General features: G+C 69.9%; 22 protein-coding genes. 11 read left to right on the top strand and 11 right to left on the bottom strand.

The window, feature by feature from the left end; all coding sequences use genetic code 11:
* Nucleotides 1-15: 15 nt before the first annotated feature.
* Nucleotides 16-1035, bottom strand: a complete 1020-nt coding sequence (locus ACPXB1_RS03565) for an aldo/keto reductase (RefSeq protein WP_053652907.1) — start codon at nt 1033-1035, stop codon at nt 16-18.
* A 141-nt stretch (nt 1036-1176) separates the two neighbouring features.
* Between ACPXB1_RS03565 and ACPXB1_RS03560 the strand changes: the two genes are divergently transcribed.
* Nucleotides 1177-1764, top strand: coding sequence for a TetR/AcrR family transcriptional regulator (locus tag ACPXB1_RS03560; RefSeq protein WP_053652906.1), 588 nt, complete (start codon nt 1177-1179; stop codon nt 1762-1764).
* Here ACPXB1_RS03560 and ACPXB1_RS03555 read toward each other — a convergent pair.
* The 3 genes from ACPXB1_RS03555 to ACPXB1_RS03545 all read right to left on the bottom strand — a co-directional run bounded on the left by ACPXB1_RS03555 (nt 1754) and on the right by ACPXB1_RS03545 (nt 4081).
* On the bottom strand, nt 1754-2338 hold the full coding sequence (locus tag ACPXB1_RS03555) for a hypothetical protein (protein ID WP_053652905.1): 585 nt from the start codon (nt 2336-2338) through the stop codon (nt 1754-1756). The two genes, ACPXB1_RS03560 and ACPXB1_RS03555, sit on opposite strands and share 11 nt — an antisense overlap.
* Nucleotides 2339-2356: 18 nt before the next feature.
* Nucleotides 2357-3496, bottom strand: coding sequence for a zinc-dependent alcohol dehydrogenase (locus tag ACPXB1_RS03550; RefSeq protein WP_231639922.1), 1140 nt, complete (start codon nt 3494-3496; stop codon nt 2357-2359).
* A 135-nt stretch (nt 3497-3631) separates the two neighbouring features.
* A complete protein-coding gene (locus ACPXB1_RS03545; RefSeq protein ID WP_053652903.1) occupies nt 3632-4081 on the bottom strand; it encodes a hypothetical protein in 450 nt (149 codons plus the stop codon).
* Between the two features lie 102 nt (nt 4082-4183).
* Here ACPXB1_RS03545 and ACPXB1_RS03540 point away from each other — a divergent pair, with 102 nt between their 5' ends.
* The 3 genes from ACPXB1_RS03540 (at nt 4184) to ACPXB1_RS03530 (ending at nt 6951) form a co-directional block, all read left to right on the top strand.
* A complete protein-coding gene (locus tag ACPXB1_RS03540; protein ID WP_053652902.1) occupies nt 4184-4879 on the top strand; it encodes a response regulator transcription factor in 696 nt (231 codons plus the stop codon).
* Entirely contained in the window at nt 4876-6153 is a 1278-nt protein-coding gene (locus tag ACPXB1_RS03535; RefSeq protein WP_425734808.1) for a HAMP domain-containing sensor histidine kinase, read from the top strand. The genes ACPXB1_RS03540 and ACPXB1_RS03535 overlap by 4 nt, the downstream gene beginning before the upstream one ends.
* A 273-nt stretch (nt 6154-6426) precedes the next feature.
* Nucleotides 6427-6951 (top strand): PepSY domain-containing protein, encoded by a 525-nt coding sequence (locus tag ACPXB1_RS03530; RefSeq protein ID WP_425734807.1) that lies wholly within the window; start codon nt 6427-6429, stop codon nt 6949-6951.
* Between the two features lie 138 nt (nt 6952-7089).
* Here ACPXB1_RS03530 and ACPXB1_RS03525 read toward each other — a convergent pair whose 3' ends face one another.
* Entirely contained in the window at nt 7090-8985 is a 1896-nt protein-coding gene (locus ACPXB1_RS03525) for an ABC transporter ATP-binding protein (protein ID WP_425734806.1), read from the bottom strand.
* Between the two features lie 97 nt (nt 8986-9082).
* On the opposite strand from ACPXB1_RS03525, the gene ACPXB1_RS03520 reads away from it, so the two are divergent.
* Complete coding sequence (locus ACPXB1_RS03520; RefSeq protein WP_425734805.1) at nt 9083-9730, top strand: DUF5872 domain-containing protein; 648 nt, start codon at nt 9083-9085, stop codon at nt 9728-9730.
* Between the two features lie 4 nt (nt 9731-9734).
* Here the strand turns inward: ACPXB1_RS03520 and trxA are convergent, their stop codons facing one another.
* The 4 genes from trxA to ACPXB1_RS03500 form a co-directional block, all read right to left on the bottom strand.
* Nucleotides 9735-10082 (bottom strand): thioredoxin, encoded by a 348-nt coding sequence (trxA, locus tag ACPXB1_RS03515; RefSeq protein ID WP_425734804.1) that lies wholly within the window; start codon nt 10080-10082, stop codon nt 9735-9737.
* Nucleotides 10052-10444, bottom strand: coding sequence for a MerR family transcriptional regulator (locus ACPXB1_RS03510; protein ID WP_355588641.1), 393 nt, complete (start codon nt 10442-10444; stop codon nt 10052-10054). The genes trxA and ACPXB1_RS03510 overlap by 31 nt, the downstream gene beginning before the upstream one ends.
* 141 nt (nt 10445-10585) lie before the next feature.
* Nucleotides 10586-11788 carry a chitosanase gene (locus ACPXB1_RS03505; protein ID WP_425734803.1) on the bottom strand — a complete coding sequence of 401 codons (1203 nt, stop codon included), beginning with the start codon at nt 11786-11788 and terminating at the stop codon, nt 10586-10588.
* Nucleotides 11789-11982: 194 nt separating this feature from the next.
* Nucleotides 11983-13608, bottom strand: a complete 1626-nt coding sequence (locus tag ACPXB1_RS03500; RefSeq protein ID WP_425734802.1) for a glycoside hydrolase family 43 protein — start codon at nt 13606-13608, stop codon at nt 11983-11985.
* A 251-nt stretch (nt 13609-13859) separates the two neighbouring features.
* Between ACPXB1_RS03500 and ACPXB1_RS03495 the strand changes: the two genes are divergently transcribed.
* The 5 genes from ACPXB1_RS03495 (at nt 13860) to ACPXB1_RS03475 (ending at nt 20437) form a co-directional block, all read left to right on the top strand.
* Entirely contained in the window at nt 13860-15155 is a 1296-nt protein-coding gene (locus tag ACPXB1_RS03495; RefSeq protein WP_355632652.1) for an extracellular solute-binding protein, read from the top strand.
* Between the two features lie 52 nt (nt 15156-15207).
* Nucleotides 15208-16203, top strand: a complete 996-nt coding sequence (locus tag ACPXB1_RS03490) for a carbohydrate ABC transporter permease (protein WP_355588651.1) — start codon at nt 15208-15210, stop codon at nt 16201-16203.
* The gene (locus ACPXB1_RS03485; RefSeq protein ID WP_355588653.1) at nt 16203-17039 is read left to right on the top strand and encodes a carbohydrate ABC transporter permease; all 837 of its coding nucleotides are present in this window, start codon (nt 16203-16205) and stop codon (nt 17037-17039) included. The genes ACPXB1_RS03490 and ACPXB1_RS03485 overlap by 1 nt, the downstream gene beginning before the upstream one ends.
* Nucleotides 17040-17126: 87 nt before the next feature.
* Nucleotides 17127-18119, top strand: coding sequence for a LacI family DNA-binding transcriptional regulator (locus ACPXB1_RS03480; protein WP_425734801.1), 993 nt, complete (start codon nt 17127-17129; stop codon nt 18117-18119).
* A gap of 257 nt (nt 18120-18376) precedes the next feature.
* Nucleotides 18377-20437 (top strand): cellulose binding domain-containing protein, encoded by a 2061-nt coding sequence (locus tag ACPXB1_RS03475; protein WP_425734800.1) that lies wholly within the window; start codon nt 18377-18379, stop codon nt 20435-20437.
* 135 nt (nt 20438-20572) lie between these two features.
* On the opposite strand, the gene ACPXB1_RS03470 is transcribed toward ACPXB1_RS03475, so the two are convergent.
* Both ACPXB1_RS03470 and ACPXB1_RS03465 read right to left on the bottom strand, forming a co-directional pair.
* Entirely contained in the window at nt 20573-21604 is a 1032-nt protein-coding gene (locus tag ACPXB1_RS03470; RefSeq protein WP_425734799.1) for an endonuclease domain-containing protein, read from the bottom strand.
* A gap of 278 nt (nt 21605-21882) precedes the next feature.
* A complete protein-coding gene (locus ACPXB1_RS03465) occupies nt 21883-24693 on the bottom strand; it encodes a M14 family zinc carboxypeptidase (RefSeq protein ID WP_425734798.1) in 2811 nt (936 codons plus the stop codon).
* A 180-nt stretch (nt 24694-24873) separates the two neighbouring features.
* Here ACPXB1_RS03465 and ACPXB1_RS03460 point away from each other — a divergent pair, with 180 nt between their 5' ends.
* Nucleotides 24874-25227 carry an effector-associated constant component EACC1 gene (locus ACPXB1_RS03460; protein WP_355631215.1) on the top strand — a complete coding sequence of 118 codons (354 nt, stop codon included), beginning with the start codon at nt 24874-24876 and terminating at the stop codon, nt 25225-25227.
* Nucleotides 25228-25268: the final 41 nt, after the last annotated feature.

Here is a 25268-nt window from a genome sequence, read left to right as displayed (position 1 = left end):
GGCCTCCTCTCGGTGTCAGCGACGCCGCAGTGCCGGGTCGAGCAGGGCGGGCGGGGTGTCGAACTTCTCGTGGGCGGCCAGGTCGACGCCGGGAGCGACGATCGCATCGATGGCGTCGAGCACGTCGCCGGAAAGCACGGTGTCCGCCGCGGCGAGCTGGGAACGCAGATGGTCCGTGGTGCGGGGGCCGATGATCGCGCTGGTCACGGCCCGGTGCGCGGTGACGAAACCGAGCGCCAGCTGGATCATGGTGAGGCCGGCGTCGTCGGCGACCTTGGCCAGCTGCTCGACGGCGTTCATCCTGGCCTGGTTGGCCGGGATGCCGAGGTCGAAGCGTTCCGGCAGGATCGTCGAGCGGCTGGTGGTGATCTCCTGTCCGGCCCGGACCGCGCCGGACAGCCAGCCCGACGCCAGAGGGCTCCAGGCCAGCACGCCGAGGCCGTACTGCTCGGTGACCGGCAGGACGTGGGTCTCGATCCCGCGCTGGAGGATCGAGTAGCTGGGCTGCTCGGTGACGTACCGGCTGAGGTGGTGTTCCCGGGCGGCCCACTCGGCCTGCACGATGCGGTACGCGGGGAAGGTCGAGGAGCCGAAGTAGCGGATCTTGCCGGCCCGCTGGAGGTCGGTCAGAGCCGACAGGGTCTCCTCGTCGCTGGTGGTCGGGTCCCACCTGTGGATCTGGTAGAGGTCGACGTGGTCGACGCCGAGGCGCCGCAGGCTGTTGTCCAGCTCGGTGACCAGCCAGCGGCGTGAGCTGCCCTGATGGTTGCGCTCGTCGCCCATCGGCATGCCCGCCTTCGTGGCGAGCACGATGTCGTCGCGACGGCCGGCGATGGCCCTGCCGACCAGTTCCTCCGACTCGCCCAGGCTGTACCAGTCGGCGGTGTCGATGAGGTTGATGCCCGCCTCCAGGGCGGCGTCGACGATTGCTGTTGTCTCCTCCTGGGTGGTTCGTCCGATCTTGCCGAAGTTCATGGCGCCCAACGAGAGCGTGCTGACCTGGACGCCGGTGCGACCCAAGGTGCGGTATTGCATGACTGTTCCTCCATGTGGCAGGGGTGTGTTGGCCGCGGCCCACCTGATCTGGCAGACTGGGCAAGCGGAACCAGGTTCCGGTAACGAATATACGGAACCCGGTTCCGTTTGCCAAGTCGTAGTGACCGAAGGAGCGGCGCAGTGGCCGACATCGAGAGCGGATCAGCGCGTCCGGCACCCCGGAAACGGGCCGACGCGCGGCGCAATGAGGCGACCCTGCTGGACGCCGCCGCCTCGGCCTTCATCGCCTCCGGCGTCGACGTGCCCGTCCGCGAGATCGCCACCAGGGCCGGGGTCGGCGTGGGCACGATCTACCGGCACTTCCCGACGCGCGCCGACCTCATCGTGGCCGTCTACCGACACCAGGTCGAGGCGTGCGCCGAGGCCGGGCCCGCCCTGTTGGCAAGCAGCAGCACGCCGTACGCGGCGCTGACGCAGTGGATCGACCTCTTCGTCGACTTCCTCGTCACCAAGCACGGCCTCGCCGAGGCGTTGCAATCCGACAACGCCGCCTTCCAGACGCTGCACGCCTATTTCATCGACCGGCTGGTGCCCGTGTGTGCCGAACTGCTCGCCGCTGCCTCAGCGGCGGGCGAGATCCGCCCCGACGTGGGTGCCCTCGTACTGCTGCGGGGTGTCGGCAACCTCTGCATCGGCGCGGACGACCCCCGCTACGACGCCCGCCGCATGGTCGGCATCCTCATCGCCGGGCTGCGGGTTACCGGGTAGAGGACCGTCCGCGTCGGGCGAGCCCACGGAGGACCAGATAGGCGGCCCCTCCGGCCAGCACCCACGGCGCGGTGACGATGATCGGGTCGAGCGGGTGGTGCACCCGGTCCACGCGCTTGCCGCGCAGACGCGAGGAGAGCCCGTGCCGGGTGAACTCGCTCAGGACACCGGTCTCGGCCACCAGGTTGTCGGGGCGACGGGTCAGGAACGACGCGACAGTGCTCTCCGCAGCGTCCACCCGGTCCGCCGCGAGCAGGAGCAGCCAGTGCGCCGCTCGCCCCTCGCTGTACCGACGATAGGAGTACCGGCGGATCACCCCGGAGAGCCCCTTGGGAGGGCACGAGGTGCCGAAGACCGGGGTGAGGAACTTGTGCTCGATCGACCTCTCCCGCGGCCACTTCTCGGGCTGTCGCTCGGGGAACTCCCAGTGCGCGCCGTTGAGGTTCGGATCGAACTGCTCCTTCGGCACCGAGGGCCGGTCCTTCGGGTCGAGGTCCACGCCCCACCCGGGGATACGGGCGCGCAGCTCGTCGCTGGATTCGGCCAGTTTCGGCTTGTCCGCTGTGTACGGCATGAAGGACTCCCGGTCGGGTCAGGCGGCGCTCGGAACGATAAGCGGCTTGATGCAGCCGTCGAGTTTGGCGGAGAAGATGTGGTACGCCTCGGCGACGTGCTCCAGCGGAATCCGGTGGGTGACGATGTCGCTGGGCTTGAGGTAGCCGTTGCGGACGTGCTCGAACAGGCGCGGCCACTGCCGCTTCACAGGGCACTGGTTCACCCGCAGGGTCAGCCCTTTGTTCATCGCGTCGCCGAACTTGACGGCGCTGAACATCGGCCCGTACGCGCCCATCACCGAGATCGTGCCGCCCTTGCGGACCGAGTCGATGGCCCAGTTCAACGCGATGGGGGAGCCGCCCTGCAACTTCAGTTTCGTGGCGGTGACGTGCTGGAGGAGGTTGCCGTCCGCCTCGGCCCCGACCGCGTCGATTGCCACGTCCGCGCCCAGGTGATCGGTGATCTTCTTCATGTGCACGACGATGTCGTCGTACTCGGCGAAGTTGTACGTCTCGGCGTGGGCGAACGACGCCGCCTTCTCCAACCGGTAGTCGAGGTGGTCGATGACGATGACCCGGCCGGCTCCCATCAACCAGGCCGACTTGGCTGCGTACAGCCCCACCGGACCGGCGCCGAAGACCACGACCACATCGCCCTCGACGATGTCGCCGAGCTGCGCGCCGAAATATCCGGTGGCGAGCGCGTCGGTGAGCAGGACGGCATCGTCGTCGTCCATCCACTCGGGAATCAGGCTGGGCCCGACGTCGGCGAACGGCACCCGGACGTACTCGGACTGGCCACCGTCATAGCCGCCGCACGTGTGCGAGTAACCGTAGATTCCGCCCACGGCGGTGGCGTTCGGGTTGACGTTGTGGCAGTTGCTGAACAGCCCTCGGGCGCAGAAGAAGCACGACCCGCAGTACACGTTGAACGGGACCATCACCCGGTCTCCGCGCTTGACGTTGCGCACCGACGGCCCCACCTCGTCGACCACACCGACGAACTCGTGACCGAAGGTCATCCCGACCCGGGTGTCCGGCATCATCCCGTGGTAGAGGTGCAGATCCGAGCCACAGATCGCGGCCCGGGTCACCCGGACGATCGCGTCGTTGGGATGCTCGATGACCGGCCGGTCCTTCTCCTCGACGCGCACGCGGTACGGTCCGCGGTACACCATCGCTCGCATTCGTTGCCTCCCGGACCACCGTGCTCAAGGACGGCCTGCCGTCCGCCGCACCGCGCTCCCTACCCTGGGCTTCCTGGGGTAAACCGGAGCACCCGGGGCGGTGACCCGGCGTCGAGGAGCGGCGGCTCAGTCGTCGGCGACGGCCACCGGCTCCGAGCCGATGCAGCGCACCTTCAGCTCGTGCTCGCCGCCCGGCCCCTCGAACGTGACCTCGACGTCGTCGTCCGGGCCCCGGTCCACGTCGCGGACCCGGAAACCCTGTGCGGGCGCCCAGGAGACGAGGCGTACCCCGTCGGCGCCGCACTCGGCCACCGCCGTGCCGCCCTCGGTGGCGAAGCCCCGGCGGAACCCGGGGCTGGCGGCCGGCGCGGCCAGCGTCGTGCCGGCCGCCGTCGTGCCGGTGGGCGTCGGCTCCGGGGAGGCGAGCGCCCGTTCGATCTCCGCCTCGCTGCGCACCCCGCCCGGGGTGCCGGTGATGCTCTCGCCCACCAGCCGGATCGCGCCCAACCCGATGAGGGTGGCCACGGCGGCGGTCGCCACCCACCCGGTGGCGACGAGAATCGAACGACGGCCCATCCTCTGACTATCCCCGAACCTCGGTTGTGGCCGGCACATCTGCACGTTAAGGCACTGCTAACGCCCGCCCCGGGCCCGGCCGCACCGGCTAGCCTGCCTGCTGTGGCCCGCCTGCTGCTCATCGAGGACGACCTGACGATCCGTACCCCATTGATCCGGGCTCTGCGGGAACGCGGGCACGCGGTGGCCGCGGCCTCGACCGCGATGGCCGGGCTGCGCGACGCCCTGGAGGACCGTCCCGACCTCGTCGTGCTCGACCTCGGTTTGCCCGACCTGGACGGGCGGGAGCTGCTGCGGATGCTGCGCGCGGTGAGTTCGGTTCCGGTCATCGTGGCCACCGCCCGCGACGACGAGACCGAGATCGTGCGGGTGCTCGACGCGGGCGCGGACGACTACGTGGTCAAGCCGTTCACGGCGGCGCAGCTCGACGCCCGCGTCCGGGCCGTTCTGCGGCGTGGCCCGACGGGCGGCGACACGCAGGACCCGGCGCTGGTTGTCGGTGGACTGCGCATCGACCCCCGGGCACGGCAGGTCACCCTCGACGGTGCGACAGTGGAGTTGACGCCCCGCGAGTTCGACCTGCTGCACCACCTCGCGGGACGGCCCGGCCAGGTGGTCACCAAACGTGAGCTGCTCACCGAGGTGTGGCAGATCCCGTACGGCGGCGCCGACAAGACCGTCGACGTGCACCTGTCGTGGTTGCGTCGCAAGCTTGGCGAGAGCGCCCAGCAGCCGCGCTACCTGCACACGGTGCGGGGCGTCGGTGTACGACTGGACGCGCCGGTGGCACAGCGGTGAGGGCACGCCTCGCGCTGCTTGTCGCGGCGGTCAGTGTGCTCACCCTCATCGCGTTCCTGGTGCCGCTGGCGCTGCTCGTGCGCACCGTCGCCGAGGACCGGGCGACAGTCCGGGCCACCGCCGACGCGCAGAGCCTCGTGCCCGTGGTCGGCACCGCCGACGCGGCCACCATCCGGGTCACCGTCGAGCAGCTCGCCGCCGAGTCCGGTCGGGAGGTGAGCGTCTTCCTGCCCGACGGCACTGTGCTCGGCGCTCCCGCACCCCGTACGCCGGCGGTGGCCCTGGCGGCACGCGGGCAGAGCCTCACGGGCGAGTCGGCGGCGGGGCGGGAGGTGGTCATCGCCGTGCAGGGCCGGGCCGACGGCACCGGGGTGATCCGCATCGTCGTGCCGAAACAGGAGCTGACCGCCGGGGTGACCCGGGCCTGGCTGGTGCTTGCCCTGCTCGGAGTGCTTCTGGTGCTGATCGGGCTGGCGGTCGCCGACCGGCTGGCCCGCACGCTGGTCCGGCCGATCAGCGAGCTGTCCGCCGTGTCGCACCGCCTCGCCAACGCCGAACTGGACGCCCGGGTCACGCCGGCCGGCCCGGCGGAGCTGCGCGAGGTCGCCGGCGCGCTCAACCATCTGGCCGCCCGGATCCAGGTCCTCCTGGTGCAGGAGCGCGAGCAGGTCGCCGACCTCTCGCACCGGCTACGCACACCGTTGACGGCGCTGCGGCTGGAGGCCGAGTCGTTGCGCGACCCGGACGACGCGGCCCGGATCACGGCCGCCGCCGACGGGCTCGAACGGGCGGTCACCGGGCTGATCCGGCAGGCCCGCTGGCGTACACCGACGCCAGGCGCCGCAGCCTCGGACGCCGCGGCGATCGTCGCCGACCGGGTCGCGTTCTGGTCGGTGCTGGCCGAGGACACCGGCCGGGCCGTCAGCCTCGACCTGGCCCCCGGCCCGATCCTCGTCGGTGTGCCTGCCGACGACCTGACGGCCGCCGTGGACGCCCTGCTCGGCAACGTCTTCGCGCACACACCCGACGGGACACCGTTCGCCGTCCGGCTGGCCGCCGAGGCGGGGGAGGTGCTGCTCACCGTCGCCGACGAAGGGCCGGGGATGCCGGCCGGCGCGGTCGAGCGGGGTGCCAGCTCGGCCGGGTCGACAGGTCTGGGCCTGGACATCGCCCGCCGCGCCGCGCAGGCCGGAGGCGGCCGGCTGGAGCTGCGTACCGGTGAGGGAGGCGGAACGCAGGTGCTGCTCCGGCTCGGGCCACCGCGAGTGGCCTGAGCGGCCACCGCGGCACGCTGGCTCGGCTCTCGCAGGCTCGGCTGTCGCCGTGGCCTTGCGCTGCCCGTGGCCTTGCGCCGCCCGGCTGTCGCCGCGGCCTTGGGCAGCTCGGCTCTCGTAGATCTTGGACAGTTTCCGTTAGCCGCTAACGGAAACTGTCCAAGATCTACGGGGACGCGGCGGCTTAACCCGGCCTTATCGTCTGGACAGCGCGCTGCTATCCCGATCCGACCGATCCTCAGAGTCGACAACCGAGGAAAGGTGGACACCACGATGAAGCGCACCAATCTGCTTCTGGCGACAGTCGGCGGGTCGGCGGTGCTGGCGGTGGTCGGGGTCGCGCTCGGCGTCACCGCCGCGAACAACTCGCGGCCTGGAGGCACGACACTCGCCGCGGCAACCGTCGCCCCGACGGCCACTGACGACACCGCCACGCCCGTTCCGGGCACCAGCGGCACCCCATCAGGTACGCCGTCGGCGGGCTCCCCCTCGGCCAGCACCGCGCCAGCGGGCAGCGTGGTGGACGAGCAGCGCGCTGGTGAGATCGCCCTCGCCAAGGCCGGTGGCGGCCAGATCGTCGAGGTCGAGGCCGAGGAGGAGAACGGCCGACCGGTCTGGAGCGTCGAGATCGTCGCGGGCGACGTCGAGCACGAGGTGGACGTCGACCGCGACAACGGCACGGTGGTCAAGGCCGAGCAGGAGCCGGTCGATGACGACGACGCCGATGACGATGACGACGATGACGACGACGACGATGACGACGATGACGACGACGACAAGTCCGGCGACGACGACTGACGCCACTATCCGCGGCTGACACCACCAGCCGCGCGACTGACGCCACTAACCGCGACTGACACCACCTGCCGCGACTGACACGACCAACCGCCGCCCGTCACGGGATCGCCGTGGCGGGCGGCGGCATGACAGCACTCCTCAGACGGTCGCGACGCGCTGCTGCGGCGCCTCCGGCTCGTCCTGGTCGAACTGGGTGCGGTACAGATCCTGGTAGCGGCCCCCGGCGGCGAGCAGTTCGCTGTGCCGCCCACGTTCCACGATGTGGCCGTCCTCGACGACGAGAATCTGGTCCGCCGCGCGGATCGTGGACAGCCGGTGTGCGATGACCACACTCGTCCGGCCGTCCAACGCCTCGGCGAGGGCCTCCTGGACGGCTGCCTCCGACGTGGAGTCCAGATGTGCCGTCGCCTCGTCGAGAATGACCACACGTGGGCGGGCCAGCAGCAGCCGCGCGATCGTGAGCCGTTGCCGTTCCCCGCCCGACAGGCGGTACCCCCGTTCACCGACGACAGTGTCGAGCCCGTCAGGCAGCGAACGGATCAGGGCCTCCAGCCGAGCCCGGCGCAGCGCATCCCACATCTCCTCCTCCGTCGCGTCCGGCGCGGCGAACGCCAGGTTGGCGCGGATGCTCTCGTGGAACAGGTGCCCGTCCTGGGTCACCACGCCGAGAGCCGCCCGGATCGAATCCGACGAAAGATCGCGTACGTCGACGTCGGCGAGGCGTACCGCGCCGTCCTCGACGTCGTACAGGCGGGGAACGAGTTGCGCGATCGTCGACTTGCCAGCTCCGGAGGAGCCGACGAGGGCGACCATCTGGCCCGCCTCGGCGCGGAACGACACGCCGTGCAGCACCTCCTCGCCGCCGCGCGTATCGAGCTTCGCCACATCCTCCAGGGACGCCAGCGACACCTTCTCGGCCGACGGGTAGCCGAACCGTACCCCCTCGAACTCCACGGCGACCGGCCCGTCCGGCAGCGGCCGGGCGTCGGGCTTGTCGAGGATCAGCGGCTTGAGGTCGAGGACCTCGAACACCCGCTCGAAGCTCACCAGCGCGCTCATCACCTCGACCCGGGCGCTCGCCAGCGAGGTCAGCGGCGCGTAGAGGCGCGACAGCAGCAGCGCGAGCGCGACCACCGTGCCGGCGTCCAGGCTGCCCCGCAGCGCGTACACGCCGCCGAGCCCGTAGACGAGGGCCAGCGCCAGCGAGCCGACGACGGTGAGCGCGGTGATGAAGACCCACTGGAGCATTGCGGCGCGGATGCCGATGTCGCGCACCCGCCGCGCCCGCGCCGCGAACTCGGCCGACTCCTCGGCCGGCCGCCCGTACAGCTTGACGAGCGTCGCGCCGGGTGCGGAGAAACGTTCGGTCATCCGGGTGCTCATTGCCGCGTTGTGCTCGGCCGCCTCGCGCTGCAACCGGGCGAGCCGCGAACCCATCCGCCGGGCCGGGAGCACGAAGATCGGCAGGAGTACGAGCGCCAGCAGCGTGATCTGCCACGAGAAGGTGAGCATCACCGCAAGCGTCAGGGCCAGGGTGACGGCGTTGCCGACGACTCCCGACAGTGTGTCGCTGAACGCCCGTTGCGCGCCGATCACGTCGTTGTTCAGGCGGCTGACAAGCGCGCCGGTACGTGTCCGGGTGAAGAACGCCACGGGCATGCGCTGGACGTGGTCGAAGACGGCTGTCCGCAGGTCGACGATCAGCCCTTCACCGATGCTCGCGGACAGGAACCGCGTCACCAGACCGAGGCCGGCCTCGGCCAGGGCGATCACGGCGATCAGCGCGGCCAACCGGATCACGACGCCGCTGTCGGCACCGACGACGATCGCGTCCACCACCCGCCCGGCGAGCACGGGAGCGGCCACCGTGAGCACCGCTGTCACCACGCTCAACAGCAGGAACCTGACGATCAGTCGGCGGTGTGGTCGTGCGAACCGCCCGATGCGCTTCAGGGTGGCAAGGGACAACGGTCGTTCTTCCTGGGCATTCATCGCGCGGTGCAGGGACGTCCACGCGGTAACTTCCATACTCATTCCGTACCTCCGCAAGGAGGCTAGAACCTCGCGTCCGGTTGAGGTCAACACGACGTGCCGGACGCATAGCCGGCGCGGTCCCGGGTAGCTGCGAACCATGGCGCGGTACACGAAACCCGAACTCCGGGAGCAGATCAAGGAAGAGATCAAGGCATCCGACAAGGGCGGCAGGAAGGGCCAGTGGTCGGCTCGCAAGTCGCAGTTGCTCACGCAGGAGTACAAGCGGCGCGGCGGCGGTTTTCTCGGCGAAAAGGACGAGCGGCAGAAGTCCCTCCAGCGCTGGGGCAACGAGAAGTGGCAGACGAAGGAGGGCGACACCCGCGCCCGCCGGGGCGGTACGACAAGTCGGTACCTGCCCAAGCGGGCCTGGGACGAGCTGTCGGACAGTCAGAAGCGCGCGACCGACACGAAGAAGCGTGAAGCGTCCCGCTCCGGCCGGCAGTACGTCGCCAACACCGGCCCGGCCAAGCGGGCGCGCAAGGACGCCACCAGCCCGGCCAAGCGGGCGCGCAGGGACGCCACCGGCCCCGGCAAGCAGCCGCGAGACGCCACCGGCCCCGCCAAGCAGCCGCGAATGGCTGCCCGGACGGGCGGCCGGATGTCGGAGATGCCTGTCGCCGAGGCGGCCAAGCTCGTTCGTGGCCTTGACACGCGCCAGCTCCGGGCGGCCCTGCGCACCGAACGCGGCGGCAAGGGCCGCAAGACGCTCATCCAGCGGCTGGAGGCGGAACTCGGCAGGCGCTGACCCGTCAGATGCCGGCGTGCGTGGTCAGGGTCTGTCGCAGATAGGTCTTCGGCCTGGACCCGACGATCGAGCCGACGACCTCGCCGCGACGGAACACCAGAAGCGTCGGCAGGGACATGACGGCGTAGGCACGCGTGGTCCGCGGGTTGTCGTCGCTGTTGAGCTTGGCCACCGCCATCCGGTCGCCGAACTCTCCCGCCAGCTCGGCGAGGCTCTTCTCGATCATCTTGCAGGGCGGGCACCAGTCCGCCCAGAAGTCGACCACCACGGGTCGTTCGCTGGCCAGCACCAGTTCGGCGAACGTGTCGTCGGTGACGGTGATCAGCGAGCCGACTGTCGTTTCCTGGGGCATGTGTCCTCCCGGTGGGCGATAGCGTGGGTGAGTTGGTCGTGCAACTGCCGGCGTACGTCGCCGAGCCGTCCGAGGTAGTCGTCGACCTCCGCGAGCTTGCGTCGCAGCACCAGCACCGAGTCCGGGCAGACGTCGCCGGACGCGTTGCCCGCCCGCAGGCAGGCAACGAACGGGCGGACGTCGTCGAGGCCGAAGCCCACGTCCAGCAGCGCCCGGATCTCCCTGACGACCCGCAGCTCCGCCTCGTCGTAGACGCGGTAGCCGTTTGCCGAGCGCTGCGGCCGTACCAACCCGTGCGCCTCGTAGTAGCGCAGCGTGCGGGTGCTCGTGCCGGCCCGTTCCGCCAGCTCGCCGATCAGCATCGCGACCTCCTCGACCAGCTCGTGGGGTCAACGCTAAACCTTGTCGTCAGCGTCAAGGCAAGACGTGTGCCCGGTCACCGGCGAACAGCTCAGGGCGCCGCGAGGCGGCGCCCTGAGCGTCGTGCGCGTGCCGGTGGGGGTCTAGCCGATCCGGAACTGGTCGCCGTAGACCGCGAACACCAGCGGGGTGTTCAGGTCGAGGTTGCCGTTGTTGAGGAACACCCGCTGGGCCGTGTCGACGCGGGACGTGTCCGAGTGGGCGGCCTCCTTACGCATCTCGATGACCCGTTCGTCGAGGAACGCGTTGAGCCAGGTCCGCTCGTCGCCGCCCTGGGCCGGGGGCTTCGCGCGGGTGAGGGCGCGGCTGCGGATCTGACGCATGCCCTCGTACCCGTGCATCACCGCAGCGTCGTAGTAGGCGAACTGGCCGAGCGCCCGGACCTGGTCGTTCTTGCCGTCGCGTACCGACGGGTTGAAGTACACCCGGTCCCGCTCGGCCTCCTGGGCGGCCCGGAACGCCGAGTCGGTGGCCGCGGTCCGCCAGTCGCGGGGGAAGTTCGGGTCCAGGCCCGCGTGCGAGTCCGTGCCGTTGACGGCACGCAGAGCCGGCAGGTACGCGGCAAGCACGTTGCCCGGCTTGGCGCGGGTGTACGCCTCGACCAGTTCGAGCATGTCGCCGGTGCCGGAGCAGAACCCGATGATGCCGGCCGTGTAGCCGCGCCCGTCGCCGATGTCCTCGATGTAGGAGAACTGCGCGCGCCAGTCGAGGGATGAGTTTTCCGCCGCCGACACGAGTTGCATGGCGACGTCCTTCTTCGCCGGGTCGTCGAGGTTGACGCCTGTCGGTGTGGTGGGGGTGGGGGTGCCGCCACCGGGTAGCGTCCAGCGTTGGTTCGTGGTGCCCGAGCAGGTCCAGATCTGCAACCGGGTGCCGTTTGCCGTGTTGCGGTCGGTGACGTCGAGGCACTTGCCGGAGCCGGTGTTGACGAGTGCGCCGTTGCTTGCCGTCCACTTCTGGGCACCGGTGTTGTTGCAGTCGTACAGCTGCACCTTCGCGCCGTCGGCGCTCGACGCGGCGGTGACGTCCAGGCACTTGCCGAGCGCGCGGATGGAGTTGTCGGTGTTGCCGACCGTCCACGTCTGGGCTGCTGTGCCGTTGCAGTCGTAGAGCTGGATCGGCGTGCCGTTGGCCGTGTTGGCGGCGGCGACGTCGACGCACTTGCCGCCGAGGCCGGTGATCGGCCCGGCGGTCGCGGCGCTGGCTGACGGCAGGCCGTAGCCGACCGCCGCGACGGCGATCAGCAGCGCGCCCACGGCGTAGGCGGTTGTCCTCGTGCGCACCATTGTGCTCCTCGGGGGATGCAGCGGCGCACCGCGCGGGCCGGCCGATGGCGTGTGGGCGCGGTGGACGTCGCAAGAATCAGGTAACTGTATTAACAGTTACCAGTACGTCGATGCGACGTCAAAGGTTCAATCGGCGGCCACGATGCGGTGCCGACCGGGAGAAGGAGCGCTTTCCCGGTCGGCACCCCCCGTCGTCAGTGCTCCTGATAGGTGGCCAGGTCGAAGTCGGCGTACACGCCGTCGCCGCCGAGATCCTGCACCCACAGGCCGAGGAACGCGCCGGTGAAGCCCCACGCCGCAGGCTCCCCGTCGATGATCAGAGCCGCGTGCTCGTCGGACAGGATCGTCGCGTCCAGGTCGACGGGCAGCCGCTGCCAACCGTCGCCGAGGTCGTAGTCGAAGCGGACCACCGGCCCGTCGAAGACCGCCCGCAGGCCGACCCGGGTGACGCCGTCGGCGTCGACTGTCAGCTCCGGGTACGCGGTGCGCCGACCGTTGTCGGAGCTGAGCAACTCCAGCACCGCGCGCCCGTCGTCGGCACGGGTCAGGTAGAGGTGATGCCAGTTCAGTGTGTTGTAGTACGCGGTGATCCCGGCGAGCTGACGGTGGTCGATCGGGTCGAACTCGACAGTCGTCTCCAGCGAGCAGTGCGTCGCGCCGACGCGGCGTGCCACAAGGCTCGGAGCCTGCCGCCCCACCGGAGACTGCCCGCCGTGAACCCGCAGGTGCGACGGTCGCGAGCTCAGGTCGACCCAGTCCGCGGTGGCCGGACGCCGCAGCGTCGACCAGCAGTGACCCAGCTCGGGCTCGTCGAAGTGGTCGGTGGCGGGTTCCGCAGGCCACGGGTGCGGGGGCAGGTCGGGGGCGACGACCTCCTCGGCCGGAACGCCTCCGGCCACCCGGGGCCAGCCACCTTCCGGCCACTCGACCCGCTGGATCGCGGTCTCGCGGCCCAGCACGCAGTTGCCCAGCGGTGAGTAGGGACGACCCACCAGGTGCGCCAGGTACCACCCGCCGTCCGGGGTGCGGACCAGGCTGCCGTGACCGGCCTTCTGCAACGGCAGATCGGGGCGGTTCACCGAGGTGAGCAACGGTCCGTCCGGGTCCACCTCGTACGGCCCGAACAGCTCCCGCGACCGCGCGACGGTGACCTGGTGCTCCCAGCTGGTGCCGCCCTCGGCAGTGATCAGCCAGTACCAGCCGTCATGACGGTAGAGGTGCGGGCCCTCGGTGACCCCCACCGACGTGCCCATGAACAGCATCCGGGGCCGCCCGACGAGACGGCGCGTGGCCCGGTCGTACTGCTGGATCTCGATGCCGCCGAAGCGGTCCCGACCGGGTCGCCAGTCGGCGCTCATGCTCAGCAGCCACGTGGTGCCGTCGTCGTCGTGGAACAGCGCGGCGTCGAACCCACGGCCGTGCAGTTTCACCGGATCCGACCAGGGCCCGGCGATGTCGGGCGCGGTCACCAGGAAGTTCTGGGGGTCCCAGTAGCCGCTGGCGAAGCTGGCCACGTCGCTGTAAACGAGGTGAAACTCGCCGTCGTGGTACGTCAGGTCGGGCGCCCACACACCGTTGGAGTCGCCGCAGCCACGCAGGTCGAGCAGGCGGCGGTCGGTGATGATCCCGCCCAGGGTGCGCCAGTTGACGAGGTCGCGCGAGTGGTGCACGCGGACTCCCGGATACCACTCGAAGGTCGAGGTGGCCAGGTAGAAGTCGTCGCCGACGCGCAGGATCGACGGATCCGGGTGGAATCCGGCGAGGACGGGGTTGCGGATCGACCAGGCAGCGGTCGCCACGTCAGCGGTGTCGATCGACACGAGGGCTCCTCTGTGCGGGTTTATGAACTTCCGGAAATTATGCGGTACCAAACCATAGGAAGTCTTCACTACGTTAGTCGGTCTTTTCCCGGCTGGACAGGGGTCTTGACCGCCGCCGAAACAGCTCGTAGCGTGCCGGCCATCGATCGGTAACGCCGACGAAGCATTGAAAGTTCCGGAGATCCAGGTCTGAACCGTGCCGGCTTGGCCGGCGTTTCCGCACCCTCAGTGAGTCCCCGAAGGGATGGATCATGACCACCCACCTCACCCGCCGAACGCTGCTCGGCCTCGCCGGTGCCGGCGCCGGTGCCTACCTGCTCAGCGCGTGCAGCAGCGACGAAGCGTCGAGCGACCCGAACGCGCCGCAGACCATCAACTGGTGGCACATCCAGAACACCGAACCGATGCTGCCCGTGTGGGCCGCGCTGTCGGAGGAGTACAAGGCTGCACACAGCAACGTCACGTTCACCATCCAGCCCCTGGAGAACGAGGCGTTCAAGGCCAAGCTCACCACCGCCACCCAGGCCGGCGACCCGCCGGACCTGTTCCAGTCCTGGGGTGGCGGCGTGCTCAAGCAGCAGGTGGACGCAGGTCTGGTCAAGGACCTCACCGACGACGTGAAGGACCTGGTCAGCGGCATCCTGCCCGCCGCCATGCAGCCGTACACGATCGACGGCAAGATCTACGGCATCCCGTTCGACATCGGGATGGTCGGGTTCTGGTACAACAAGGAACTCTTCACCCGCGCCGGCATCACCGAGACCCCCACCACCTGGAACGGCGTGCTCGACGCGGTCCGCAAGCTCAAGGCCGCAGGCATCACCCCGGTCGCGCTCGCCGGCAAGGACAAGTGGCCGGCCCACTTCTACTGGTCGTACCTGGCCATGCGCATCGGTGGTGTCGACGCGCTGCAGAAGGCCGTGGACAGCAAGAACTTCGACACCCCCGACCTGGTCGCCGCCGGTGAGCGGCTCAAGGAACTCGTCGACCTGCAGCCGTTCCAGAACGGCTTCCTGGGCGCCGAGTACGGCTCGCCCGACGGCCAGGCCGCCACCATGGGCAACGGCAAGGCCGGCATGGAGCTGATGGGGCAGTGGGCGCCGGCGGTGCAGGGGTCAAGCTCCACGAGCAAGAAGGGTCTCGGCGACAAGCTCGGCTTCTTCCCGTTCCCCGCCGTGGACGGCGGCAAGGGCGCCGCGACCGAGGTCTTCGGCGGCGGCAACGGCTTCGCGGTCGGCAAGGACGCTCCGGCGGCCACCATCGACTTCCTGAAGTTCCTGCTCAGCGTCGAGAACCAGAAGCGGTCCGCCCAGACGGGAGCCGTTCTGCCCACGGTCAAGGACGCCACCTCGGCCGTCAGCGACGCCAACAACAAGGTCGTCGCGGAGGCCCTGTCCAAGAACACCGGCTTCCAGCTCTACCTCGACCAGGCGTACGCGCCCGCACTCGGACAGCAGATCAACGACAGCGTCGCGGAGATCATCGCCGGCAAGAAGTCGCCGGCGGCGATCGTCAAGGACATCACGCAGGTGGCAAAGACCGTCTGAACGTGAGCACCCATCCATCCGTAGCTGGCCGTAGAACCCGAGTGGAGCAGGCATGACCAGGCCATCGACCGTGTCGGACAACAGGCGCGGCGACACGGCGACCGATCCGCCGGCGTCGGGGCCGGGCACCGCGCGAAAGCGCGACCGCCAGCCCCGGCCCGGCCGGGGCACCGTCCTCGCTGTTTTCCTGGCGCCGGCCCTGGCGCTGTTCGTACTGCTGGTCCTCGCCCCCATCGTGGTGGCCGGCTACGCCAGTTTCTTCAAGTGGAACGGCTTCGGCCTGCCGGAGAACTTCATCGGGTTGGACAACTACACCCGCGCCTTCGGCGACCCGACGTTCCGCGGCGACCTGTGGCGTGGCCTGGTGCTGGTGGTGCTGTCCCTGGGCGTGCAGCTTCCTGTTGCGCTGGCCCTGGCCATGCTGCTCAACCAGCCACTTCGGGGGCGGGCCGTCTACCGGCTGATCTTCTTCGCCCCGTACGTCCTCTCCGAGGTCACCACGGCCGTCCTGTTCACCCTGGTGTTCTCACCCAACCGAGGGCTCGGGGAGGGCGTCGCCCGGTGGCTGGGCGCCGACGCGGGCACCATCTTCGCCGACCCGGACACCGTGCTGTACGCCGTCTTCATGGTGGTGTCCTGGAAGTACTTCGGCCTCTACATGATGCTCTTCCTGGCAGCCCGGCAGGGCATCCCGAAGGAACTGCACGAGGCGGCGGTGACCGACGGCGCCAGCGCCTGGCAGGCGTTCCGGCATGTCACCCTGCCCCTGCTCGGCCCGACGATCCGCATCAGCATCTTCCTGTCGGTCATCGGCACCATCCAACTGTTCGACATGGTGTGGGTGCTCACCGGTGGCGGGCCGATCCACTCCTCGGAGACGCTGGCCGTCACGATGTACCAGTTCGGCTTCCGGCGCTTCGAGGTCGGCTACGCGAGTGCCATCAGCATCATGATGTTCCTGCTGAGCCTCGTCTTCGCCCTGTTCTACCAACGCATCGTCCTGCGTCGTGACACGGCGGGCGCGATCACCACCCAGGGAGGCCAGTGATGACCGCCATGGCGAGCCGCGCCCAGCGGACCCGCAGCGTCGTGCTGCACCTCGTCTGCATCGCCGTCGGCGTGCTCATCGTCGTGCCGGTGTATTTCGGCGTGCTCGGCGGTTTCAAGGACAACGGCCAGTTGTCCACCAACCCGCTGGGCTGGCCCGACCCGTGGGTGCCGAACTACCTGGAAATCCTGGGCAACGGGGTGTTCTGGCGGCAGCTCGGCAACAGTCTGCTCATCGCCGTGAGCAGCACCCTGATCGTCGTCGGCTCGGCGGCGCTGGCTGCGTTCGTCTTCGCGCGCTACGCCTTCCGGGGTCGGGAGTTCCTGGTGACGTTGTTCGCGATCGGCCTGATGTTCCCGTTCGCGGTGGCCATCCTGCCGCTGTTCGTGCTGTTGCGTAGCGTCGGCCTGCTGGACAACCCGCTCGGTGTCATCCTGCCCCAGGCCGCCTTCGGGCTGCCGATCACCATCATCATCCTGCGCCAGTTCTTCCGGACCATCCCGGCCGAGGTCGAGGAGGCAGCCGTCCTCGACGGGTGCAGCGCCTTCGGTTTCTTCTGGCGGGTCCTGCTGCCGATGGCCCGTCCCGCCCTGGCCACCGTCTCCGTGCTGGCGATCGTGACCAGCTGGAACAACTTCATGCTGCCGCTGGTCGTCTTCAGCGACCAGAGTTGGTGGACCCTGCCCGTCGGGGTCCAGGCGTTCCAGGGCCAGTACGCCGACGACACCGCCCGGGTGCTCGCCTACGTCGTCCTGTCCATGCTTCCGGCACTGGGCTTCTACGCCGTGGCCGAACGGCAGCTCATCGGCGGCCTGACCGGCAGCGTCAAGGGGTGACCGCGAACCGCCGACCGATCTGAACCGTCCCGTCAGAGGAAGAAGGGGACCGTGGGCTCCGACAACGGCCGAAATGTCACAATCGCGATGATCGCACGTCTGGCCGGTGTCTCCGTGCCCACGGTCTCCCGGGTCATCAACGGCCGCTCCGACGTCGCACCCGGGACTCGGGAACGCGTCGAGGCGCTGCTCCACCACCACGGCTACCGACGCCGTACGCAGGCCCGGCGGACCGACGCCGCGCTCATCGACCTGGTCTTCAACGACCTGGACAGCCCCTGGGCCGTGGAGATCATCCGTGGGGTGGAGGACGTGGCCCAGAGCAGCGGCGTCGGCACCGTCGTCTCCGCCATCCACTGGCGCATCACGTCGGCCAAACAATGGCTGGACAACATGCGTACCCGGTCCACCGAGGGGGTCATCTTCGTGACCTCGATGGTGAACCCGCCGTTGCAGGCCGAACTGCGCCGGCTGCACCTCCCGGTGGTCGTCATCGACCCCGCTGGTGTCGACCCGCAGGAGTCACCCACCATCGGCGCCACCAACTGGGCGGGCAGTCTGAGCGCCACCCAGTACCTGATCGGCCTCGGCCACCGCCGGATCGGCTTCATCGCCGGACCACCGCACCTGATGTGCAGCCGGGCCCGGATGGACGGCTACCGCGCCGCGCTCGGCGCCGCCGGCATCCCCGTCGACGAGGCCCTCATCCGACCTGGCAACTTCTATCACGAGGCCGGCTTCACCTCGGGTACGCACCTGCTGGCACTGCCCGACCCGCCCACCGCGATCTTCGCCTCCAGCGACCAGATGGCCCTCGGCGTCTACGAGGCCGTCCGTAAACGGGGCCTGCGGGTGCCCGACGACATCAGCGTGGTCGGCTTCGACGACCTGCCGGAGGTCCGCTGGTGCTCCCCGCCGCTGACGACGATCCGTCAGCCTCTGGCCGAAATGGGCATGCTGGCCGCCCGGACCGTCCTGCGGCTCGCCAGTGGCGAGAAGACCGAGAGCCCGCGCATCGAACTCGCCACCGAGCTCGTCGTCCGCGACAGCGCCCGGCCACCGCGCCCGCCAGGATCCTGATCGACGTACGCCAGTCGAGGCTGGCAGCCGCGTACCCCTTGAGATCGTCGATTCGGCCGTGACATTCTTGGCCGTCGATGATGCCGCGCGCGGGGCTGACCGCCGTCCAATGGGCAGCCGGGACCAGCAATGGTCTCGGGGGACGGTGAGACGAGCGATGGAGCACCGGGAGCCATCCGTCCACGGGTCCGCCCGCCGCGCCGCACCCTGACCGGCTGGGCGACTCACTGTTCTGTCTCCGCGAAGGAACTCCGCCCATGCGTAAACCGAAAGCCCGCACGGCACTCCTGGTGAGCCTGGTGCTCGCCGCGGGCGCGCTCTCCGGCATCACAGCCTCCACCGCCAGCGCGGCGGCCGACCCGGTCGCCGTCACCGTGAACGCCCGCGCGGGGCTGGCCACAGTGCCCGACACGGCACTGGGTGTCAACCACGCCATCTGGGACCAGAACCTTGGTACGGCCGAGACAACGGACCTGCTGCGCGACGCCGGTGTGCAGATGATGCGCTACCCCGGCGGCTCGTACGCCGACATCTACCACTGGAAGGACCACACCGCCCCCGGCGGGTACGTCGCGCCGAACACCGACTTCGACACCTTCATGGCGGCGGTCAAGCGGGCCGGCGCACAGCCGATGATCATCGCGAACTACGGCACCGGCACGCCTGCCGAGGCCGCCGACTGGGTGCGGTACGCCAACGTGACAAAGGGCTACGGCGCGCGGTACTGGACCGTCGGCAACGAGAACTACGGCAACGGGCACTACGGGTCGGCGTGGGAGGCCGACGACCACCCGGACAAGAGCGCGAGCCAGTACGCGCGCCTGGTCGTCGAGTACGCCGACGCGATGAAGGCGGTCGACCCGACCATCAAGGTCGGTGCGGTGCTGACGATGCCGGGCAACTGGCCGGACGGGATCACCGCAGGCAGCGACCCCGGTCCCTGGAACCAGACGGTGCTCTCCATCGCCGGCCCGAAGATCGACTTCGTGGACGTGCACTGGTACCCGGGAGGCACGGCCGCGGAGTCGCTGGCCCGGACCAACCACCTTCCCGACGCGACGTACCTGCTCCGCGAGCAGCTTGCCCGGTACGCGGGCCCGAACGCCGGGCGCATCGGCATCAGCTTCACCGAGTTGAACGTCGACGCGGGCCGCACCACCCAGCCGGCGGCACTCTTCCTCGCCGACGTCTACAGCGGGCTGCTGTCCAGCGGTGTCTTCACCGTCCAGTGGTGGAACGTGCACAACGGCATCGGCACGGTGTCCGAAGTGGCCGGCCAGACCGACTACGGCGACTTCGGGCTCCTGTCCAGCGGCGCCTGCACCGAGGACGGCTCGGTGTGTGAACCGCCCCTGAACACACCGTTCGCGCCGTACCACGGTCTGACAATGATGAAACTGTTCGCCAAGACCGGCGACCAGTTCGTTCGCGCCGGCACGAGCGACTCGCTTGTCAGCGCGCACGCGGTCCGCCGCCCCAACGGCGACCTCGCGGTGCTGCTGATCAACAAGGACCCGGACGCCGCGCACACCGTCACCATCGACTACGCCGGGTTCACCCCGTCGACCGCCGCGCCGACGGTGTCCACCTTCACCAACGGGGCGACGGGCATCACCACCAGCCAGTCCGGCTCCGCTACCAGTCGGACGTTGCCCGCGTACTCGCTGACCACGCTCGTGTTGCGCCCGGCCGGCGCGACCGCCGGGCGGCCGTCGGCGCCGGGCCAGCCCACCGCCAGTGGCGTCACCGACCGCACCGCGACGATCACCTGGCCGGCGGCCACGCCCGGCGGCAGCCCGATCGCCAAATACGAGGTGTACCGGCAGAACGGTGCCGTCAGCGAGCAGCTCGGCGAGACGGCGGGCACCTCGTTCACTGTCGGCAACCTGGTGCCGGGCAGCAGGTACACGGTGAACGTCCTGGCCCGGGACACCGCCGGACGGGTGTCGTGGTCGTCGCCGCCGCTCACCTTCGCCACCGGCAGCCCGACCACGAGCGCCTGCACCGTCCGCTTCACCACCAACAACGACTGGGGCAACGGCTACATCGGGGGAGTCGAGATCACCAACAACGGGACGAAGCCGATCACCGGCTGGACGCTCACCTGGACCTGGCCGACCAGCTGGCAGCAGGTGAGCAGCGGCTGGAGCGCCAACTGGGAGCAGGTCGGCACAGCCGTACGGGTCACCCCGACCGACGACAACCGGCAGATCGCCGCCGGGGCCAGCGTGAGTGCCGGCTTCGTCGGCGCGTACAGCGGCCCGAACGTGCTGCCCACGGCGTTCACAGTGAACGGCACCCTCTGCACGAGCGGCTGACGCCGTGCCGGTGGGCTGACGCCGTGCCGACCGGCTGGCCCGATCCCTCGGGCCAGCCGGTCGCGCCGGGTTCTATTCCTCAGGGCTCGGATCTTGGACAGTTTCCGTTAGCGACTGACGGAAACTGTCCAAGATTCACTTTGTCGGGCGGCGTGGGGGCGGGGTTGGAGTCCAGCCGGCGGCCATGAGGGCGCGACGGACCGTCGCGGCGACCTCGTCGGGGCGGGCGCGGACCAGCCAGGCCGGGAAGCGCAGGATCCGATCGCCGCTGGTCCAGATGTCGTTCTGCCGGCGCATGTCAGCCGCCCAGTGCCGGGCGTCCATGTGGTGCGCACCGTCGATTTCAACCTGCACCCGCCATTCTCGCCAGTACGCGTCCAGCCAGCGGTTACGGCCCGCCTCGTCAACCCGATGTTCCTGGAGGTCGGGGGTGGGTAGGCGGTGCCGGCGGCACAGCCGCAGGAAATCGATCTCGGAGAGCGCCTGCGCACCGCCCGCGATGTCGCTCACGGCCTGCCCGATCAGCCGCCGGCGAGGCGCCCGAGGTAGGACGTCGAGCACCGCCCGCAACTCCTCGGGCAGTACCCGACGCTGCTGGCAACCGGCGGCCAGCAGCGCCTGCGCCTCATCCACGCCGGCCGCCCAGCCGGCCGCGTCCACAAGTGCTCTGGCCGTCGTGGTACGCGGTGGACGGGCAAGTTGACGATGAGACTCCGGCAGCACCGACGTGCGATGCACCAGCACCGCTGGCATGTCGATCGGAAGTCGACGCAGGGTGGTTCGCGCGGCACGGCGGTCTGCCGGCACCAGCACATGCAGTGGCTCCCGCCGCAGTCCCCGTACCCCGCCTTCCGCGGCGGCGGTCACCCCAGCCAGCACCGCCTCGGGCCCGGCCGCCAGCACCGCCACCCAAAGCTGCTGGTCGCGGGTCAGTCGGCCGTTGCCGGTCAACAGGATGCCCCGGCAGACCGATCGCCACCGGCCGGAGCGAATCCGCCCCCGCACCTTCCCCTCGCTCAGGAGCCCGGAGACCTGCGCGGTCGTCAGCACGCCCGCCTGCTCGAAGGCGAGCCAGTCGAGTGCGTCGGCGTCATCGGCGGGCAGCATCCCGACAGCTTTCGCCGCGAGCCGCTGCGACGCCACCAGATCTTGGACAGTTCCCGTCATCCGCCGATCCGCCGCGCCGCCGGGCTGCGGTCGCCGCTGGGCCGCTGGGCCGCTGACCGTAGTGCATCCGGATCTTGGACAGTTTCCGTTACCCGCTAACGGAAACTGTCCAAGATCTTCGGGATTTGCCCGCCGTTGCGGGAGCGCGGGCAACTGGCGGCGGCTAGCGGGTGGACGCCCGGCGGTCATGGATCCCGCCAGATCCCTACACCACGCGATGCTGACCCCAGATCGCGCGGAAGCGCCCGCCCCCAGGTCGAGGGGGCGGGCGCTTCGCGTCAGCCCACCACTGATCGCAGCGGCACCTGGGCGTCGCGCAGGGCGCGTACCAGGTTGGCGAGGAACGGGTGTTCGTCGACCTGGCGTCCTTCCGGGTTCGGGATCACGACGTACACCGAGCCGTTCTTCGCGGACATCTTCGCGTCGGTGGTGAAGCGTTCGACGATGGCCTGGGCGCGCGGCAGGTCCGCGGCCGCGACCTGGATGGTGATGGGCCGCCACCCGCCGCCCAGGTCCGCCGCGACGGGCGCGGCGGCGGCGCTGGCCCGTGCCGGGTCGACCTCGGTCGAGCGCCGGGCGTCCGGCGTGGTCGCGCCCGCCGGGTAGAGCAGCGCGTTGGCCACCAGGTGCAGACCATTTTCGTTGTACGCCCGGAACAGCGGGTTGAACGCGAACAGCACCGCCCGACCCGCGCCGGTCGGCTCGTCGACGACGGCTGCCGTGCCCTTGAGCGTGTCCGCGCCCACTGTGTAGCCGTTAGCCCAGAACGTGTCGCCCGTCGGGTAGGTGAGCACGTTCGTCCCGGTGGTGCTCGGGTTGAGGATCGGGTCGCTGTTGTTGAACTCGAAGTCCTCGGCGGGACGGCCCAGGGCGACAGGGCTGTCGCGGTCGACGTCGACCCGCAGGTGTGAGCCGATCACCAGGTAGTCGGCCGGTTTGGGCTTCTCGGTGGTGGACGTGAGCCCGGCCGCGCGGGCCATCCGTGTGCCCTCGTTGCGCAGTCCGATGTAGGTGTGGCCCTGCGCGATCCAGTCGCGCAGGTTTGCCTGCCCGGTGGCGGTGAGCCCGCCGGTGGCGTTGCTGCCGTCGGGCACCAGCAGCACGGTACGGCCGGTGAACGCCTCGGTGTTGTCGTTGATGTCGGCGGTGGTGACCGGCTTCAGGTCCAGGCCCCACCGCTTGCCGAGCACGTACCGGGCCTCGCCGTGCGAGCCCGACGTGGTGGAGATGCCGGTGCCCTGGAACAGTCCGACGTCGGGCAGGCTGAGTCGGGTGCCGGTGGGCCGCCCGGCCGGTGTCAGTGTGACACCGAGCGACCGGGCCAGGTCGTCGACGCTCCGGCTCACCTTCGACGCCGCGATGGCCACAGTGTTCGTCGTGAGGTCCCGCACGAGGGGTACGCCACGGCCGAGCACTGTGAAGGTGAACTCCGCAGCGGCAGCCGAGTCCAGCTTGTACGTGTACGAGCCCCACGGCCACGCCAGCCCGGACCGGCCGCCGGAGACCTTGCGGACGAGCTGCGCCTTGGGCCGGACGGTGTCGCCGGTGTAGAGGGTGGACACGCCCATCAGCAGCGGGTTGCTCCAGGACGACACGTCGTAGAAGTACGGGAACGGCACGTACGGGTCCTCGCCCATGATCGCCTGGATCCAGTGTTTCTGCGGCTGGTCCATCGGGATCCAGTACGCGCCCTCGGGCACTGTCACGTTCGTGGCGCTGCGGCCGCCGAAGATCCGGGCGTTGGGTACGCGGGTCGGCTTCTGCACCTCGTAGACCTCGACGTCCATCCGGCGTAGCCGCTCGACGAGCTGCCGGACGTCGGCGAGCTGCCGGTCGGGCAGCAGGAAGTACGAGCGGATCGTGATGTCCGGTACCGGGAACTGGACCTCGTTTGTGGGCTGCACGACCTCGTTGGGCTCCAGCGTGCCCGCCCTGCCCTGGGCCAGCGCGTCGGTCCAGATGTCGAAGTAGCCGCTGAGCACCTCGCGCTTGTTGGCGGCGGCCCAGCCGAGCGTCGACCACTGGGTGTGGAACTGCTGCTGCACCCGGTCGGCGACGGCGGAAGCGCTGCCCTTCTCGTACGTCATGCCGGCCGCGCCGAAGCCGGTGGTCGGCACGGTGTCGCCGTAGCCCATGAAGAACATGTCGTACGTGTCGTAGTTGAAGTAGCACTCGGTCGTGACGGTGTCGTCGCAGGCGCCGTTGTAGCCGAAGCCGGCCTTGTTCGCCTCGCCGATCCGGTTGATCCAGTCCACTGCCTCACCGGCGATCTCGTGGTGGATCGGGTCGGCGTTGGGCGGGAAGAAGTACTGCCTGCCGCCCATCTCGTGGGCGTCGATGAACACCTGCGGCGGGTAGCGGCGCAGCAGTTCGAGCTTGCCGTCGGTCTCCTGCTGGGTGCGGGCGAACCAGTCCCGGTTCATGTCGAAGCCGAACTCGTTCTGCCGCCGGGTCGCGTCGCGGCCGTCCGGGTTCTGCGTCGGCACGATGATGGTGACCAGGTTGTCGTTGCGTTTGGCAACGTCGCAGGACAGGCCGGCGGCCAGCTCGTACAGCGTCTTGAGGGCGGCGTCGGTGCCGCTCTTCTCGCCGCCGTGCACGTTGGCGGTGACCCAGACGATGGCCGGGCTGTCCTTCGCCGTCTTGGCGGCCGTGCGCGCGCTGGTCCGGCGGGGATCCCGCAGGTCGCGTACGTCGTCGGCGATCGCACGCAGCGCGGCCGGCTTGACGTGGCGCTCGTTTGACACCACCGCGTACGGCAGCGGTTGCCCGAGCACGCTTGTGGCCATCACGCCCGTGACGACCCGGTCCGAGGCGTTGTCCACCGCCGCGAGGTAGCTGCGGACCTCGCCGTTGGTGACGACCCGCTCCTGGCCGACGCCGAGGGGGAAACCGAGCACGGCCTCCGGGGCGGGAACGGTGCTCAACCGCGCGCCCGGGTCGTTGCTGCACGGGGTGGGCCGGGCGGCGGCGCTCGCGGCCGGTGTGCCGCCGAGCAGGGGAGTCATGCCGAGCAGGAGGGCGATAGTGGCGGCGCTCGCGAGCCGCCTCGGTGGGACCGACCGGAACTGGCGCATCGATGGGGCCATGTCTCGTGTTTCCCCTCTCGGGAACAGCCTCGCAGTGGCCGGAGCCTATGAAGCGTCGATACCGTGGTCAAGGCCCGATCGACATCGGTGACTGGGTGGGATGCCGGTGTCCGGGCCGGCTGGCAGGATGACGGGAGTGACGGGGCTGCGCCGATCACTCCGCTGCCGAGGAGGAGAACGTTGCCGGATTCGATCACACTCGCGCTGCACTCGGATCGTCCGGTGGCCGACGCGCAGCGGTCGCTGGCGTCCTGGTTGCGCGCCGACGACCGGCTGCACGGGACGGTCACCACTGCCGCAACCGACACGGAGGAGGAGGCGTCTGTTCTGCTGGTGGCGGTCGGCGACGCCGGCGCGGCAATGGTGCTGGTCCAAGCGCTCGCCGGTTGGTTGACCCATCGCCGCGACGACGTGACTGTGACGCTGACTGGTCCCGCCGGGTGGTCGGCCGAGTTGGACGTACCCCGGGCTCGTGACATGGGCCAGGTGACGGCGCTCGTCGAGGCCGCGGTGTGCGCGGTGGCCGCCCGGTAGTCGGCCCGCCACCGGCCGGGAACCGGTCGGCGACGGGCCAG

Source organism: Micromonospora sp. DT68, assembly GCF_049847245.1.
Lineage (GTDB): Bacteria > Actinomycetota > Actinomycetes > Mycobacteriales > Micromonosporaceae > Micromonospora > Micromonospora profundi.
This window is presented reverse-complemented; position numbering and strand designations above follow the sequence as displayed.

What these genes read in the sequence shown, in the direction of transcription:
- ACPXB1_RS03545 (WP_053652903.1), bottom strand. Translation starts at nt 4,081, where the DNA reads ATGGGCCGTCGTTCGATTCTCGTCGCCACCGGGTGGGTGGCGACCGCC.
- trxA (WP_425734804.1), bottom strand. Translation starts at nt 10,082, where the DNA reads ATGCCCCAGGAAACGACAGTCGGCTCGCTGATCACCGTCACCGACGAC.
- ACPXB1_RS03465 (WP_425734798.1), bottom strand. Translation starts at nt 24,693, where the DNA reads ATGGCCCCATCGATGCGCCAGTTCCGGTCGGTCCCACCGAGGCGGCTC.
- ACPXB1_RS03485 (WP_355588653.1), top strand. Translation starts at nt 16,203, where the DNA reads ATGACCGCCATGGCGAGCCGCGCCCAGCGGACCCGCAGCGTCGTGCTG.
- ACPXB1_RS03565 (WP_053652907.1), bottom strand. Translation starts at nt 1,035, where the DNA reads ATGCAATACCGCACCTTGGGTCGCACCGGCGTCCAGGTCAGCACGCTC.
- ACPXB1_RS03480 (WP_425734801.1), top strand. Translation starts at nt 17,127, where the DNA reads ATGATCGCACGTCTGGCCGGTGTCTCCGTGCCCACGGTCTCCCGGGTC.
- ACPXB1_RS03490 (WP_355588651.1), top strand. Translation starts at nt 15,208, where the DNA reads ATGACCAGGCCATCGACCGTGTCGGACAACAGGCGCGGCGACACGGCG.
- ACPXB1_RS03510 (WP_355588641.1), bottom strand. Translation starts at nt 10,444, where the DNA reads ATGCTGATCGGCGAGCTGGCGGAACGGGCCGGCACGAGCACCCGCACG.
- ACPXB1_RS03470 (WP_425734799.1), bottom strand. Translation starts at nt 21,604, where the DNA reads ATGACGGGAACTGTCCAAGATCTGGTGGCGTCGCAGCGGCTCGCGGCG.
- ACPXB1_RS03505 (WP_425734803.1), bottom strand. Translation starts at nt 11,788, where the DNA reads ATGGTGCGCACGAGGACAACCGCCTACGCCGTGGGCGCGCTGCTGATC.
- ACPXB1_RS03550 (WP_231639922.1), bottom strand. Translation starts at nt 3,496, where the DNA reads ATGGTGTACCGCGGACCGTACCGCGTGCGCGTCGAGGAGAAGGACCGG.
- ACPXB1_RS03495 (WP_355632652.1), top strand. Translation starts at nt 13,860, where the DNA reads ATGACCACCCACCTCACCCGCCGAACGCTGCTCGGCCTCGCCGGTGCC.
- ACPXB1_RS03520 (WP_425734805.1), top strand. Translation starts at nt 9,083, where the DNA reads ATGGCGCGGTACACGAAACCCGAACTCCGGGAGCAGATCAAGGAAGAG.
- ACPXB1_RS03475 (WP_425734800.1), top strand. Translation starts at nt 18,377, where the DNA reads ATGCGTAAACCGAAAGCCCGCACGGCACTCCTGGTGAGCCTGGTGCTC.
- ACPXB1_RS03525 (WP_425734806.1), bottom strand. Translation starts at nt 8,985, where the DNA reads ATGAGTATGGAAGTTACCGCGTGGACGTCCCTGCACCGCGCGATGAAT.
- ACPXB1_RS03530 (WP_425734807.1), top strand. Translation starts at nt 6,427, where the DNA reads ATGAAGCGCACCAATCTGCTTCTGGCGACAGTCGGCGGGTCGGCGGTG.
- ACPXB1_RS03555 (WP_053652905.1), bottom strand. Translation starts at nt 2,338, where the DNA reads ATGCCGTACACAGCGGACAAGCCGAAACTGGCCGAATCCAGCGACGAG.